Source organism: Prevotella sp. (assembly GCF_051059605.1).
In the GTDB taxonomy this organism is placed as follows: Bacteria; Bacteroidota; Bacteroidia; order Bacteroidales; family Bacteroidaceae; genus Prevotella.
In genome coordinates this window covers 43,004-59,061 of record NZ_CP050883.1, presented here as the reverse complement: position 1 = coordinate 59,061, position 16,058 = coordinate 43,004, and the positions used below count along the sequence as shown (strand labels likewise).

General features: G+C 39.3%; 8 protein-coding genes. 4 read left to right on the top strand and 4 right to left on the bottom strand.

Going from position 1 to position 16,058, the window contains the following annotated elements; genetic code table 11:
- The first annotated feature begins 285 nt into the window (after positions 1 to 285).
- Positions 286 to 2,727, top strand: a complete 2,442-nt coding sequence (locus tag HEQ28_RS00200) for a GH36-type glycosyl hydrolase domain-containing protein (protein ID WP_434503195.1) — start codon at positions 286 to 288, stop codon at positions 2,725 to 2,727.
- Positions 2,728 to 2,809: 82 nt separating this feature from the next.
- Here the strand turns inward: HEQ28_RS00200 and clpB are convergent, their stop codons facing one another.
- Together clpB and HEQ28_RS00190 are read right to left on the bottom strand one after the other, a co-directional pair.
- Positions 2,810 to 5,293, bottom strand: a complete 2,484-nt coding sequence (gene clpB / locus HEQ28_RS00195) for an ATP-dependent chaperone ClpB (RefSeq protein WP_434503194.1) — start codon at positions 5,291 to 5,293, stop codon at positions 2,810 to 2,812.
- A 127-nt stretch (positions 5,294 to 5,420) separates the two neighbouring features.
- Positions 5,421 to 7,421 (bottom strand): OPT family oligopeptide transporter, encoded by a 2,001-nt coding sequence (locus tag HEQ28_RS00190; RefSeq protein WP_434503193.1) that lies wholly within the window; start codon positions 7,419 to 7,421, stop codon positions 5,421 to 5,423.
- Between the two features lie 84 nt (positions 7,422 to 7,505).
- Between HEQ28_RS00190 and HEQ28_RS00185 the strand changes: the two genes are divergently transcribed.
- Entirely contained in the window at positions 7,506 to 9,533 is a 2,028-nt protein-coding gene (locus tag HEQ28_RS00185) for a M6 family metalloprotease domain-containing protein (protein WP_434503192.1), read from the top strand.
- A gap of 114 nt (positions 9,534 to 9,647) precedes the next feature.
- On the opposite strand, the gene HEQ28_RS00180 is transcribed toward HEQ28_RS00185, so the two are convergent.
- Positions 9,648 to 10,991 (bottom strand): hypothetical protein, encoded by a 1,344-nt coding sequence (locus HEQ28_RS00180; protein ID WP_434503191.1) that lies wholly within the window; start codon positions 10,989 to 10,991, stop codon positions 9,648 to 9,650.
- 259 nt (positions 10,992 to 11,250) lie between these two features.
- Here HEQ28_RS00180 and uxuA point away from each other — a divergent pair, with 259 nt between their 5' ends.
- Entirely contained in the window at positions 11,251 to 12,471 is a 1,221-nt protein-coding gene (gene uxuA / locus HEQ28_RS00175; RefSeq protein WP_434503190.1) for a mannonate dehydratase, read from the top strand.
- A 49-nt stretch (positions 12,472 to 12,520) separates the two neighbouring features.
- On the top strand, positions 12,521 to 13,333 hold the full coding sequence (locus tag HEQ28_RS00170) for an SDR family oxidoreductase (RefSeq protein WP_434503189.1): 813 nt from the start codon (positions 12,521 to 12,523) through the stop codon (positions 13,331 to 13,333).
- Here HEQ28_RS00170 and HEQ28_RS00165 read toward each other — a convergent pair whose 3' ends face one another.
- Positions 13,334 to 16,054: a 3'-5' exonuclease gene (locus tag HEQ28_RS00165; RefSeq protein WP_434503188.1), complete on the bottom strand. Its 2,721-nt coding sequence runs from the start codon at positions 16,052 to 16,054 to the stop codon at positions 13,334 to 13,336.
- Between the last annotated feature and the right edge of the window lie 4 nt (positions 16,055 to 16,058).

Sequence of the window (16,058 nt, the reverse complement as noted above, 5' to 3'; positions counted from 1 at the left end):
TAAATTAAGATTAACAAATATCATTCCATACACATTAAATTGCAAATATACATTCTTTTTATTTTCATTCCACACAAATACAATTACATTGTTCTTATACGAAATTAGAAAACAATTAGAATAATATTATTAACACAGATGAGTAAACAAATAATTCATTCAAGCAATAATAATGAAAGAAATCATTTATATTTCTACATAATTCTCATTATTTTGTGTAATTTTGCAAGCAGTTTAAAAGACTAATATCTAAAAACGAAACATACAAAACCAACTTTTAAAAATATGGAAAACAAGAAGTACGGACACTTTGACGACGCACATCGCGAGTATGTCATCACCGATCCAAAAACACCATGGCCATGGATTAATTATCTTGGCAATGAAGATTTTTTCTCACTCATATCAAATACTGCAGGAGGATATAGCTTCTACAAAGATGCTAAATTTCGCCGTATAACTCGATATAGATACAACAATGTACCTATGGACAACGACGGAAGATATTTTTATATCAAGGATGGTGACACTACTTGGAATCCTGGTTGGAAGCCTTGCCGTACCCCACTAGATTCATACGAATGCCGACATGGCATGAACTATACACGCATAAGTGGACAGAAAAACGGAGTTGAAGCCAGCGTTTTATTCTTTGTTCCGTTACACAAATGGTGTGAGATACAAAAGATGACGCTTTGTAACCAAAGCAACGAAACAAAGCATCTTAAAGTGTTCTCTTTCCAAGAATGGTGCTTATGGAATGCAGCCACAGACATGGAAAACTTCCAGCGTAATTTTTCAACAGGCGAAGTTGAAATAGAAAATTCAACAATATATCATAAAACAGAATACAGAGAGCGTCGCAATCACTATGCCTTCTATCATGTTAACCAAGAAATACAGGGATATGATACCGACCGTGAAACTTTCATGGGACTTTACAGTGACAAAGCTGCTCCAGATGCTGTTACTGAGGGACACGCAAGAAATAGTTTCGCTCATGGTTGGAGCCCTATCGCTTCACACTATCTTGAAATAGAACTGAAACCTGGTGAAAGCCGTGACCTTGTATTCATTCTCGGATACGTGGAAAATCCACAAGAACAGAAATTTGAGTCTAAGAAGGTTATCAACAAGGCAAAAGCACACGCACTTATTGCAGAGTTTGATACTGCAGAAAAAGTTGACAAGGCTTTCAAAGAACTAAATGAATACTGGGATAATTTACTGTCTGTATTCACCGTTAAGAGCGGCAATGATAAACTGGACAGGATGGTAAATATATGGAATCAATATCAATGTATGATTACCTTCTGCATGAGCCGTTCTGCAAGTTTCTTTGAAAGCGGAATCGGACGTGGAATGGGATTCCGCGACAGCAATCAGGACCTTGTTGGATTTGTACACCAGATTCCGCAAAGAGCCCGCCAACGAATAATAGATATTGCTTCAACACAGTTTGCCGACGGAGGCTGCTACCATCAGTATCAACCTCTTTCTAAACGAGGCAACAATGATATAGGTGGTGGATTCAATGATGATCCATGTTGGTTGATTTTCGGAACCGTTGCATATATAAAAGAAACTGGTGACTTCTCTATCCTTAACGAAATGGTACCTTTTGACAATAAGCCTGAAACGGAAGTTAAACTGTTTGACCACCTGAAGATTAGTATGGACCATGTCATCAACAACCTTGGTCCTCACGGACTGCCACTTATCGGCAGAGCAGACTGGAACGACTGTCTAAACCTTAACTGCTTTAGTTGGGATCCTAACGAGAGTTTCCAGACTACCGAAAATCAAGGCAAGGGCAGCAAGGCTGAAAGTCTAATGATAGCTGGTCTGTTTGTTGTTACAGGAAAAGACTATGTAGAACTTTGTCGTCGACTAGGAAAGCCACACGAAGCCGACCGCATGGAAACAGCCGTAAAAACTATGGAGAATGCGGTAAAAGTTCATGGTTGGGACGGCGAATGGTTCCTAAGAGCTTACGATTTCTATGGGGAAAAGATTGGAAGCAACGAAAATGACGAAGGAAAGATTTTCATTGAGTCACAAGGTTGGTGCACAATGGCTGGCATAGGACTAAAAGAAGGATTATGCGATAAGGCTCTCGACAGTGTGAAGGAACACATGGAATGTGAGCATGGTATTGTTTTAAACAATCCTGCATATACAACATATCACGTTGAAATGGGTGAAATTAGTTCTTATCCTGAAGGTTACAAGGAAAACGCAGGCATCTTCTGCCATAATAATCCTTGGGTAATCATCGGCGAAACCGTAAACGGACGTGGTGACGACGCATGGAATCACTATAAAAAGATTCTGCCTAGTTACGTGGAAGAGAAATATCAGACTCTTCACAAAGTAGAACCTTACGTAAACTGTCAGATGGTTGCCGGAAAAGATTCTGCACGACCTGGTGAAGGAAAGAATAGTTGGCTGACTGGTACTGCCGCATGGATGTGGTACACCATAAGTGAATACATTCTTGGTATCAAACCGAGTTATGACGGACTGCTTATCGATCCATGTGTGCCTTCTACGACAAAGACCTACGAGGTTAATCGAAAGTTTAGAGGTGGAGAATACCATATTACGGTAAACAATCCAGAAGGAAACCAGAAGGGTATTAAGTCTATAACGGTAGACGGCAAAACCATAAATGGCAATATCATTCCTGCTGAATCAGGAAAACATGAAGTTACCGTGCAGATGTAATAAATCTGTTTTTTGACAATACAAAAAAAGTCCGCTGTCGCATAATGCAACAGCGGACATATTATTTATGGAAAAACGGCAACTACTTAACTATCTTCCCAAGAGTTATATTTATTCCAACTTCACCAGCAAGAATCTTACGGCTCAAGTCATTGAGTACATACTCCTGTATAGCACGCTTTACTGGACGAGCACCGAATTCAGGATTATATCCCAAATCAGCTAAATCACTTATCGTTTCTTTTGTCCAAGTTAATGTGTACCCCTGCTGTTCCATCATCTTCTTGACACCCTTCATCTGTAGTTCTACCACCTGCATGATTTCATCTTTTGTAAGTGGTTGGAAAGTTATGATGTCGTCAATACGATTTAAGAATTCAGGACGCATTATTGCTGATAGTTGTTCTCTTGTAGCATTACTTGTCATGATGATGATTGTATTCTTGAAATTAACGAGTCTACCTTTGTTATCAGTAAGACGTCCGTCATCAAGCACCTGTAAAAGGGTGTTGAATACATCCGGATGAGCTTTCTCTATTTCATCAAACAAGACAACACTATATGGTTTGCGTCTTACAGCCTCGGTAAGCTGTCCACCCTCGTCATAACCTACATATCCTGGAGGTGCACCAATAAGTCTGGTAACACTGAATTTCTCCTGATATTCACTCATGTCGATACGTGTCATCATGTTTTCATCATTAAACAGATATTCAGCAAGAGCCTTAGCAAGTTCGGTTTTTCCTACACCGGTAGTACCAAGGAATATGAATGACGCAATAGGTCGCTTAGGGTCCTGAAGACCAGCACGACTTCTGCGCACAGCATCACTTACAGCATTTATAGCCTGGTTCTGTCCGATAACACGATTATGAAGTTCAGCCTCAAGATTTAGCAGCTTTTCTCGTTCACTTTGCATCATTCTGCTTACAGGAATACCAGTCCAACGGCTCACTACCTCTGCGATATCATCTGCAGTTACATCCTCTCTTATCAAGAGGTCACCACCCTGTTCACTGTGAATCTTATTTTGTGCTGCATCTATCTGATCCTGCATCTGCTTTAATTCACCATATCTTATCTCAGCAACACGCTGATAGTTACCCTCACGTTCTGCCTTTTCGGCTTCAAGTTTAAGAGATTCCATCTGCTGTTTTATCTGTTGGATATGATCAACCTCAGCTTTCTGAGCTTCCCAACGGGCACGGAAAGCCTTTACCTGATCACGCAGTTCTGCTATTTCCTTGTCAAGAAATGCTATCTTTTCCTTGTCGTTCTCGCGCTTGATCGCTTGTTTCTCTATTTCCTTCTGTTTTAAAGTACGTTCCATCTCATCAAGCTCTTCAGGAACAGAGTCACGTTCCATTCTCAGTTTTGCGGCAGCCTCATCCATAAGGTCTATCGCCTTGTCAGGAAGAAAACGGTCTGAGATATATCTTTCAGAGAGTTTTACAGCTGCGATACAAGCATCATCTTGTATTCTTACCTTGTGATGACTTTCATAGCGTTCTTTCAATCCACGAAGAATACTTATTGCATCAAGTTCGTCTGGTTCTTTGACCATTACCATTTGGAAACGTCTTTCAAGTGCCTTATCCTTCTCAAAATACTTTTGATATTCATTAAGTGTTGTGGCACCGATAGCTCTAAGTTCCCCTCTTGCCAAAGCTGGTTTAAGAATATTTGCGGCATCCATTGCACCTTCTCCTCCACCTGCCCCAACAAGCGTATGTATTTCATCAATAAACAGGATTATATTTCCCTGCGCATTGGTTACTTCCTTAATAACACCCTTCAGGCGTTCCTCAAACTCACCTTTATATTTAGCACCAGCAACAAGCTGTCCCATATCCAAAGAATAGAGTTGCTTATTCTTTAGATTCTCAGGTACGTCACCACGCATAATTCGTTCAGCTAGCCCTTCTACTATTGCTGTCTTACCTGTTCCTGGCTCACCTATTAAAATAGGATTATTCTTTGTTCTACGACTAAGAATCTGCAATACTCGTCTTATTTCTTCATCACGTCCAATCACAGGATCTAGTTTCCCCGCTCTTGCACGTTCAATAAGATTGATAGCATATTTATCCAAAGCTTGATAGTTTTCGTCTCCACTTTGGCTCTGTACCTTTTGTCCCTGTCGCAACTCATCTATAGCCTTGCGCATTCCTTCCTCTGTACAACCAGCATCTTTAAGAATTCGGCTGGCAGTACTCTTACTTTTCATTATAGCCAATAGCAATGGTTCCAATGAAACGAACTCATCACCCATCTTCTGCGAAATTTCTTCTGCAGAATTAAATATCTGGGCAGTTTCATTGCTGAAGAATGGCTGACCACCCTGAACACGCGGAAGATGTTGTATCTCCTGCTCCAACGCAATATCTACACCTTGAGAATTTACTCCCAGTTTTTGGAATACATAGTTTGTTATATCGCGTCCCTTACTTATTATACCAGTTAGCAGATGTACAGCCTCAACACTTTGCTGACCTGCTCTCTGTGCTGTCTGCAATGCAGCTTGCACTGCTTCCTGCGCCTTGATTGTGTATTTGTCAAATGTCATATTTTTCCCTCCATTATTGATTATACATTACTTTACACAAACTATATGCCCATAAAAGATAAAATGCCAAATTGACACTTTGATACGTCAATTTGGCATTTTCCAACAGAATAAGAATAATTCTGTTTTATTTCTTTTTGCTCTTTGTAGCTTGTATAAAATAGGTGATAAGCAATACGTAAGCTATAAGTGAACAAAATTCACTCATTGGATCACTCCACCATTTATCGGCTATGGAAAGTTCCAAACCTCCGAATTTAAGCAATGCACTCACTACCCCCATAAGGGCACCACCAGCAATAAATCCACTAGCGATAAGAGTACCTTTCTCTCCACGTTCCTTGTTTACAGCTGCATCCTTACTACGAGTAGTAACAAACCAGTTGATTGCTCCACCCACAACAAGAGGTACATTCAGTTCAAGAGGTATAAACATACCAAGGGCAAATGCCAATGCTGGTATTTTGAATACTGTAAGTAAGATTGCCAACACTGCACCAATACCATATAATATCCAAGGAGCACCAACACCATTCATCAAAGGATCTATGACAGCTGCCATTGCATTTGCCTGAGGAGCAGCAAGACTGCCACTAGCAAAACCATAAGTTTGATTAAGCAACATCATAACGCCACCAACCGTAGCGGCACTTACAAGTGTACCAAGAAATTTCCAACTCTCCTGCTTCTTTGGAGTTGTTCCAAGCCAATATCCTATCTTCAAGTCTGTAACGAAACTACCTGCCATACTAAGTGCTGTACAAACAACACCACCCATAATAAGTGCTGCCAACATACCACCAGGACCTTTCAAACCAACAGCCACCATGACAACACTGGCAAGAATAAGGGTCATCAACGTCATTCCAGAAACAGGATTACTTCCTACTATCGCTATGGCATTAGCTGCAACAGTAGTGAAAAGAAATGCTATCACAGCTACCAAAAGTATTCCAACAACAGCAAACAACAGATTGCCTTGCATTACTCCAGTGACGAAGAATACGAATGTAAGCAACAATACAACAATGCTACCAACAGCAATGATCTTAAAACTGATATCACGCTGCGTACGTTTTACATCATCAATGTTTCCACCTTTACCTTTGAGTTCACGAGCTGCCAATCCAACAGCGTCACGAATGATTCCCCAACTACGAATGATACCGATTATACCAGCCATTGCGATACCACCAATACCAATACTGCGAGCATAAGCCTTGAATATGTCTTCAGGACTCATTGCACCAACGGCTTTTGTTATACTTGGATCCCACATATTCAGCACTTGGTCGTGGAAGATTAACGACATACCTGGAACGATAAGCCACCAAACTGCAAGAGAACCAAAACATATATAAAGGGCATATTTTAGTCCGACGATATATCCAAGACCAAGTACGGCAGAACCTGTATTTACTTTGAAAACAACCTTTGCTTTATCAGCTAAATCAACTCCCCAACCTACAACACGACTGGTGAAGTTTTCATTCCACCAACCAAAAGTGGCAACAATGAAATCATAAAGTCCACCAATTAGTCCTGAAATAAGCAATGGTTTTGCTTGGTCACCTCCCTTAGCACCACTAACGAGTACCTGAGTTGTAGCAGTAGCTTCTGGGAAAGGATATTTTCCATGCATATCACTTACAAAATATTTACGGAAAGGAATAAGAAACAAAATTCCGAGAATACCACCTAATGCCGAAGCAAGAAATATTTTCATGAACGATGTTGTCATCTCAGGATATTTTGCCTGTAGGATATAGATTGCAGGCAATGTGAAAATGGCTCCGGCAACAACTGCTCCAGAACAAGCTCCAATACTTTGTATGATGACGTTCTCACCAAGAGCATTTTTACGCTTGGCTGCAGTAGAAGCTCCAACAGCGATTATGGCTATTGGTATTGCTGCCTCAAAAACCTGTCCTACCTTCAAACCAAGATAGGCTGCAGCTGCAGAAAACAACACTGCCATCAGTATTCCCCAAGTCACAGACCATGGATTTACTTCAGGATAAACTTTATCTGCCTGCATCACAGGCTTGTATTCCTCGCCTTCTTTCAACTCTCGAAAGGCGTTCTCTGGCAGTTGTACTGCCTCTTGCTCTTTATTACCTTTTTCCATAATTCAAAAAATATGCACAAAGATATTCTATTTTGGGCTAAAAACAAAATAAAAGTAGTACATTTGCATTATAATTAGACAAAAATGCGTAAAATAGCGTTAGTAATGTATCTTTTTGCTATTACCATGATGACTTTTTCGATACCTGTAATGCCTGGACGTACCAAGAGAATCAACATAGGCAACAACAAAGTGATAACCGCAGAACTATGTGGTGATGAGTCCTTTAAATATTGGCAGTCTGCCAACGGTGAGCAATATGAATATATGCCACAAAATGGTATATACGCTAAACTTTCTAATAAGGTGTTTACCAAAAGAATCAATATAGCTATACAAAAAAGGACGATGAGGATGTTGAATTCTGTTAAGACAACACGCAGTTCAACAGGCAACAAAAAGGCTCTAGTTATACTTGTTAATTTTCAAGACACCCATTTTAAGGAAACTTCCACTTTAGATCTTTATGACAAGATTTTGAATCAAACAGGATTTAGAAATCAGCTTTTTAATGGTTCTGCTCACGATTACTTTATGAATCAAAGCAATGGTTTGTTTAATCTTTCATTCGACATTGCTGGTCCAGTCACTCTTGCTCATCCTTATGCTTACTATGGTGCAAACAATGATAGTAACGGCGATGATGCACACCCTGAAGAAATGGTAATAGAGGCTTGTAAGGCTATCGCCAACACAACTAATTTCAGTAAATACGACTGGGATGGTGATGGTGAAGTGGAACAAGTATTTATTGTTTATGCTGGGCACGGAGAAGCAGATTATGACAACACGAATTTAGTATGGCCACATAAATGGGCACTTTCTGCCTCATCATATAATAAGGTATTAAAAATAGGTGGTGAAAAGATTAATGTATATGCTTGTGCCTCGGAACTAAACTCATTTGGTAGCATTTCAGGAATAGGTGCTTTCTGCCATGAATTTTCCCATTGTCTAGGGCTGCCTGATATGTATAACACTAAAAACACCAAGGATAACGGAATTGGTTACAACAGTTTGATGGCTGCAGGAAGTTATCTTGGAGGTGGATATTGTCCGTGCGGATATTCGGCTTACGAAAAGACTTCATGCGGATGGATTAGTCCTAAAACACTGAATAACGATACAATTATATCAAATCTTAATACTACAATCAATAACGGGGAAGCATACATTATTTATAATGATGCAAACAATGATGAATATTATATCATAGAAAACAGGCAACGCACTGGTTGGGACAAATATTTGCCAAACAGTGGTATGCTTGCTATGCATATAGACTATTCGAAAGAGGATTGGGAAAACAACACCGTAAACAGCGAAACTGACCACCACAGAATATCTGCGGTCTGGGTTAAAGATAGTCTCACAGCTAATTCTGTACCTTCAGCAGATATATACACTAAAGGAAAAAATGGAAGCAACCATTTAAACATGGGTTTGAATGATATTAATTCAAATAGCGACAGCACTATTAACTTTGTGTTCAAAAGATATAATTTTCAAGAAAGTGAAGTAGCTGGAGATACATTGTTTCATGAATCATTTGATAAATGTATGGGCAAAGGTGGAAACGACAATAACTGGACAGGACACTATTTTCTTGGAAGATCATTCAATCCTGACCATAAAGGATGGAGCAACACAAATGTTTATTCGGGTTATAAATGCGCAAAATTTGGAACTACCAAAATAAGCGGAACTACAGCTTCTCCTGAATTCTACATGAATGGGAAGGCTATTCTCACATTTAGAGTTGCAACATTCGACAATGATGATAAGAGTCTTGACGTCCATGCAGGAAACACATCGTTTTCTATGCTAGAAAACAAATCAGGAAAATGGACATCCTTCTCTTTTGATTTTGAATATAGTGGAAAAACTGTAGTCGAATTTGTCACTACAGGTCGCTTAATTATTGATGACGTTGCTGTTGTAAAGAGCAAGGAGAATCGCACAGACACCGGCCTCACAGAAATAGACAAATCATCTGATAATATGCATCAACGTATATACAATATGATGGGACAATGTGTAGGAAATAACATAGCAAGCCTTCCAAATGGTATATACATAAAAGATGGAAAGAAATTTTTAATAAGCAAATAGAAAAAAGAGGCACATCATGTGATATGAACCACAAAAGTTAAACAAAAACTTTTGGGGATCACTTCACATAGAATGCACCTCGAATATATTAGAATAAAATAGCGACTTATGAAATCATTCAAAACTTGAATGGAAGTTTCGCCAATAATATAATATTTTCATTCTTTCTTCGCGCTGCAAAGACCATAATGAAGATACACCACTATTGTGTTCCTGAATCAGGGTCTTCACTCTTATTATCTTTCGCTTAGCATTTCGTGCAAGCAGTGCGTCTGCCTGAATTGGACTTCTGTCATCAAGAGATGCTAGACGTAGACGATGCATAAAGTTATCAAAGTCATTGAATACCAAAGCACGTTTCATCATTTCCATTTCTGGATCTACGAGGGTGTTAAAATGTTCTTCCAATTTATCGTAAGCCCAATCATTCTCATGCAACCAAAGCCATTGAAAAACACTTTGATCTTGTTTTTTCATAAGCTCATTAATCAGTTCATTGCTATTGCTGCCAACGGGTAGATTAATCAATTTTTCAAGCACATCCTTGCAGAGTTCTGTTGGCACTAAGAGCGTAACATCATCGCTATGTTCTTCAACCGACGAACTGACTTTTATACGCCAACGCTGATCTTTTTGCTTTATAACAAAAGCTATATTTTCTTTGGCTGGAATTTCAGAAGAAAACTGCATCAGTCCTCGTACATATTCAGAACCAAGAAGTAACTGTGCAAGATTTCCTCTTAACGGAACTTTGTCTACGATAACATTTATATCAGCCATGTTGCGCACAGTAATGTACCCCTCTTGATTCCACACATATTTATATGTTATATGGTCGGCATCTGAATGAATTGTTATGCGATCATCGTTTTCGGTTCCCGCAAAGACATATTCATATTTTGCAAGCTCTTCCTCATTGATTTCCAGCATATCATTAACAATATTTCCATCTATATCACGAATTGAGAAACCGAAAACAGGGAGCTGCAATGTGAGATTAAAACTATGGTCTGAATCTTTTGGAGTCAGAGTACAATTAATATGCTCACCAGTACCAAGGTCTGTCTTTGATATTTCAAGCCCTTCTTCCGTACGGTTGGCATTTTCTATGTCAACTGTACCATAAGGCCAGAAGATGCGAAACACTGTTGACTTTGAATCTGAACGTACTATCGTCACAAAATCTGATGCTGATATACCAAGATTGTATATCTTAACTGGTTCTACGATGTCATCATCATTTTCACCTAGCACTGTGGCATAGCATTCACCAATAGGTGCATCATCTTCCCATTCACCGTCTTTATCTTCGGCAAACACGATAAACGACAGACGAACTGGGCGAGGACTCTCGCCATCACGACATAAAGAGAAATTAACATCACGCTCTGAGAAAAGGGGCTCGGCTACATAAGGAGTGTAGCAAACTTCTTGATATTCAATTTTTGTTTTATCCATAATGTTGTAAAATGTGGGCGTCTTTTTATTCAAAACGGCACATGTCCCTATATCATTGGCATGAATATGTGGACACTATCCTGAAACGAAACGCAAAATTAATACATTTATATGAATTACTGAAAAAATAGGGCAACTTAGTTATATACTAATTTATTTTTTTGTACATTTGCATCACGCAATACTTAAATATCTGGCATTAATGATTCATATCATAATATCCACTATAAGCAATAACTTAAAACTATTATAAACATTTATGGAAAGAACCTGGAGATGGTTTGGCAAAAATGATAAGATTACACTTGCCATGCTGAAACAAATCGGAGTAGAAGGTATTGTCACCGCTCTGCACGATGTACCATTGGGTGAAGTTTGGACTAGAGAAAAAATTCACGACTTAAAAAATTATATCGAATCATTCGGCATGAAATGGTCGGTTGTTGAATCTCTGCCTGTTGTTGAGACTATTAAATACGCTGGTCCTGATCGTGACCAACAGATTGAAGTCTACAAAGAGAGTCTTCGAAATCTTTCGGCAGAGGGTATACACACCATTTGCTATAATTTCATGCCTGTATTGGATTGGGCTCGCACTGATTTGTCACATCCTAATCCTAACGGATCTACAAACCTTTATTTCAGTTTCCCTGAATTTGCTTATTTTGACAAGTATATTATTAAACGTGAAGGTGCCGATAAGGATTGGGAGAACATGGGCAAGAGTATTGGCCGTGACATTCTTGCCGAAGTTGAAGAGTTGAAAAAGACGATGACTGCGGAAAAGGATCATGCACTGGTTGAAAATATTGTCATCAAAACTCAGGGATTTGTTTCTGGTAACTTTAAGGAGGGTGATGAACATCCTGTTGAATTGTTCAGACAACTGCTTGATTTATACAAGGGAATCACGAAGGAACAGTTGAGGGAAAACATGCGTTATTTCCTATCTGCAGTCATGCCTACATGCGATGAATGCGACATGTATATGTGCGTTCATCCTGATGATCCTCCATTCCCTATTTTGGGATTGCCACGTATCGTTACTTGCGACGAGGACATTAACTGGTTCCTTAAGGCTGTCGACAATCCTCATAACGGACTGACATTCTGTGCAGGAAGCATCTCTGCTGGAGCACACAATAATCCTGTAGAACTTGCAAAGAAATATGCTGACCGCACGTGGTTTGTACACTTGCGCAGCTGCCACATATTCGCTAATGGCGACTTCACTGAAGCTAGTCATCTCGGCGGAAGAGCTGATATAATTGAACTTGCACGAATCTTCGAAAAGACAAATCCAAATCTTCCTATGCGAGTTGACCATGGTATGACTATGCTTGGCGACGAGGAACGTGGATATAATGCCGGTTATAGTTTCTTGGGACGTATGTTCGCGATGGGACAGATTCAGGGCGTTCTTGCAACAGTTGATCGTGAACTGGGTATTGAATATAAACAACCAGGATTCTTTGACTGATAAAAACCGTCATGGAAAAGAGTAAAATCAACTAATTAAAAAAAGAATTATGAAAAATCTATTTGATATAAAAGACTACGTTGTAGTTATCACTGGCGGAACAGGTGTTCTTGGTCGCACCATAGCTAAATATTTAGCACAGAATGGTGCAAAAGTTGCTATCCTCGGTCGTAAGGAAGAGGTTGGTAACGCTATAGTTAATGATATTAAGAAAGCTGGCGGTGATGCTTGTTTCTTCAAGACTGATGTAATGAATCAGGCTGTTGTTGAGCAGAACTGCAAAGATATTCTAGAAAAATATGGTCACATAGACACACTACTAAATGCAGCTGGAGGTAACCAGCCTGGTGCGGTTATCGGTCCTGATCAAAACTTCTTCGACTTGGATCCAGAACAGTTCCAAAAGGTTTTGAATCTTAACCTTACAGGTACAGTTATTCCTACTCAGGTATTTCTGAAACCTATGGTTGAAAAGGGCAAGGGAAGTATTATCAACTTCTCAAGCATGGCTGCTTTCCGTCCTATGACACGTGTCTGCGGATATGCTGCTGCTAAAGCCGGAATTAGTAATTTCACTGCATACATGGCTCATGAAACTGCTATGAAATTTGGCGAGGGAATTCGTGTAAATGCTATTGCTCCGGGCTTCTTTATTACAGAACAGAACCGTGCTTTGCTTACAAATCCTGACGGCAGTTATACTGAGCGTGGAAAGGATGTTATCAGACAGACTCCATTTGGTCGTATGGGTAAACCAGAGGAACTTTGTGGTACTATTCAATATCTAATGAGTGATGCAGCAGCTTTCGTTACAGGAACAGTGGCTGTTGTAGACGGTGGCTTCAACATCTTCGCAATGTAATCACTCTTTATCTTTGTTTGACACAACCGACCAGATATTAGAACTTTTCTTTATTGGGTCGGCAAATCGGGTAAGAGGCACTGGTTGCCTATATCCATGATAATCAACCCGGAAGCAACTCTGCATAATGATGAGTCGCTTTCGGGTTCTTGTTATTGCAACATAAAACTTTCTAGCATCTTCATCAAGCATGGTCTTATTGTTCTTACTATAATAGTTCGGGTATCTGCCTTCTATTGCGTCAAACACTATCACATTGTCAAACTCCAGTCCTTTTGCCTTGTGTACTGTTGTCACGAATATCTTTTCCTTTATCGTGTCACTGCCGCACAAATCAGCTTCTTTCAGAGTATTAATTTCAAGCATGTGATTACTCAATTGGGTAATCAAAGCAGTATTGTCTGTCGGAGTAATGATGTCTGATGATATATAATTGAATATGTATGATATATTTTCTAATGGTTGGATGATATCTACCGATGTTAGATTGTCATATATCTGTTTCAGTTTAGATACCAATATCTTTTCATCGCCGGTTTCTTTCCAAAGCATATCGCGTGTCTCTGCATATATTTTGCCATAGTTGTCACGCAATATCTTCACTCTGTCTTGTACTCTTTTCTGCTGCATAAACTGTTGCTGACTGTCTATGACTTCTTTTGCTTTTGAATAGCAATAGGTCACGAGACTACGCGTCGCGTCTACATCGGCATCGGCAAGATGACTGTTTTCGCCTTCCAGATGCAACATTTCCAACAGGTATTTCAGTTTATATTGTCGCAACTGTGGACGCAAAAGTTTTATCAATCGCAAACTGTCTATATATGGTGACATCAATTTATCGTTGATTTCTTCTTCGCCAAGCTCTCGCCTTACATTATTTTTTAATATGTTTATGTCGTAATCTGCATTATGCCCTAGGAGAACAGAGTCTCCGATGTAATCCAAGAATTTCCTTAACGCATCCTTACGCGATAGCAATGTTTGATGTTTTCTCTCCTCTATAATCGGATTCACGATATCACCTAGCATCTCTGGTATTGGTTTGTCGCTTTCTAAATAAATAGATAACTGCGAACCATCTACAATTTTTCCATTGCGTATCTTTACGGCTGCTATCTGCAATATATCGTCATTGAATACGTCTAGTCCAGTAGTTTCTGTATCAAAAATCGTTATTTCTTTTGTTTTATAGGCACTGATAAACTGCTGTATATACGTTGAATCGTCATACATTAAGAAGTCCAAAGGTAGCATTGCACGATCTGCACATGATTGCACGAAATTACGTGCGGCGGTTGTCGTCTGAAAAACTTTCATTCCATTTAGCAGTCGCGCCCATGCTATGAAATTGTATTCATTACATAATATCGTTAAATGTGCAAAGAGAAGTTTTATCTGCGACGACGAAAACAAATCATCGCCTGATATTTTGAAATGACTTGCGTGCATATTCTTCAAGGCATTGCTCACCGCATCAGCATCACGGTTTGAACTCACGATAATAGCAGTCGTATCTTCTGCCGATTCTGTACCAAGTCTTATTGCTTGCTGCGCTGCATCCAGATATTCTGTATCTATAGTTTCAGACTGGTAAAGTTGCAGTTCATTGCCTATCGTCTGCGGTATATAGTCGGTTGTTGGCAAAAGATCCCGCGATATATTCAGAGTTTCTTCGGCATAAGCATTAAATATGTCTAACAAATATTTTGGTGAACGATGGTTATGACTCAATGTATGTATATTGCCTTTGCATCTATTACGGAGCAAATCCAATGTTGACATCTTGGCACCCATAAACGAAAATATTGATTGCTGCGGATCACCTAAGTATACCACTACTTTTTTATTATCTTCTTGAGGAGACAGCAAGTCTATAATAGCTAATTGCAGAGGATTTAAATCCTGCACTTCGTCTACTTGAATCCAAGAATATGTAGATTTACATTCATTCGTTGCGTTTGAAACGTTGTTTTTCAAACTGTCATAAGACAACAATAATATGTCTTCAAAATCAAGAAGATTGTTTGTTTTTTTGTATTTTTCGTAGTTGCGAGCCAACTGCATTTTTTTCAGCGTCACATATATGATCTGCTGTGTACCGAGTTCACTGCAACTATCTCGATAGAAGTCGGTATTCATATAAATGTCATTCATAGACTTTGCTGTAAATGGCATTTTATGTGCCTCACAAATCGCATTAAGTGCCTTCACATCATCACTGTTCAGACAATCTGAATGTAGCCGTAGATCTCGTGGATAATTATGGTTTATCTGATACATCAGATGTGAAAGGAATATAGCTTCATTATATTCTCGCTGGCGTTTATAGCTTGCTGCTACTTCCTCTTCATCATCATTTGTATATTGGCACATTATACTTAATGCATCGGTATCATCAATAATTGATGATGATGCCGCCACAATACCTGAATCATATAAATAACGTGAACAGAAACGATGTACGTTACCGACAAATAAGTCGGACGTATCATCGTTTATATTGTCGTTTATTCGTTGTTGCATACCACGAGCTGCACGATTGGTAAACGTTAGACAAAGCATTTCACTGTATGGAATTCCTGCATCGTGTGCGTGCCCTACCCTACATGCTAGTATCTGCGTCTTACCGCATCCTGGAGGTGCCAAAACCAAATGATATCCATTATCAAGATCAATCACTTTCTGTTGGCTGGCATCAGGTGTAAATGTGCTGCTCATGTGG

Coding starts and splice junctions, on each gene's coding strand:
- uxuA (WP_434503190.1), top strand. CDS start 11,251: ATGGAAAGAACCTGGAGATGGTTTGGCAAAAATGATAAGATTACACTT.
- clpB (WP_434503194.1), bottom strand. CDS start 5,293: ATGACATTTGACAAATACACAATCAAGGCGCAGGAAGCAGTGCAAGCT.
- HEQ28_RS00165 (WP_434503188.1), bottom strand. CDS start 16,054: ATGAGCAGCACATTTACACCTGATGCCAGCCAACAGAAAGTGATTGAT.
- HEQ28_RS00170 (WP_434503189.1), top strand. CDS start 12,521: ATGAAAAATCTATTTGATATAAAAGACTACGTTGTAGTTATCACTGGC.
- HEQ28_RS00180 (WP_434503191.1), bottom strand. CDS start 10,991: ATGGATAAAACAAAAATTGAATATCAAGAAGTTTGCTACACTCCTTAT.
- HEQ28_RS00190 (WP_434503193.1), bottom strand. CDS start 7,421: ATGGAAAAAGGTAATAAAGAGCAAGAGGCAGTACAACTGCCAGAGAAC.
- HEQ28_RS00185 (WP_434503192.1), top strand. CDS start 7,506: ATGCGTAAAATAGCGTTAGTAATGTATCTTTTTGCTATTACCATGATG.
- HEQ28_RS00200 (WP_434503195.1), top strand. CDS start 286: ATGGAAAACAAGAAGTACGGACACTTTGACGACGCACATCGCGAGTAT.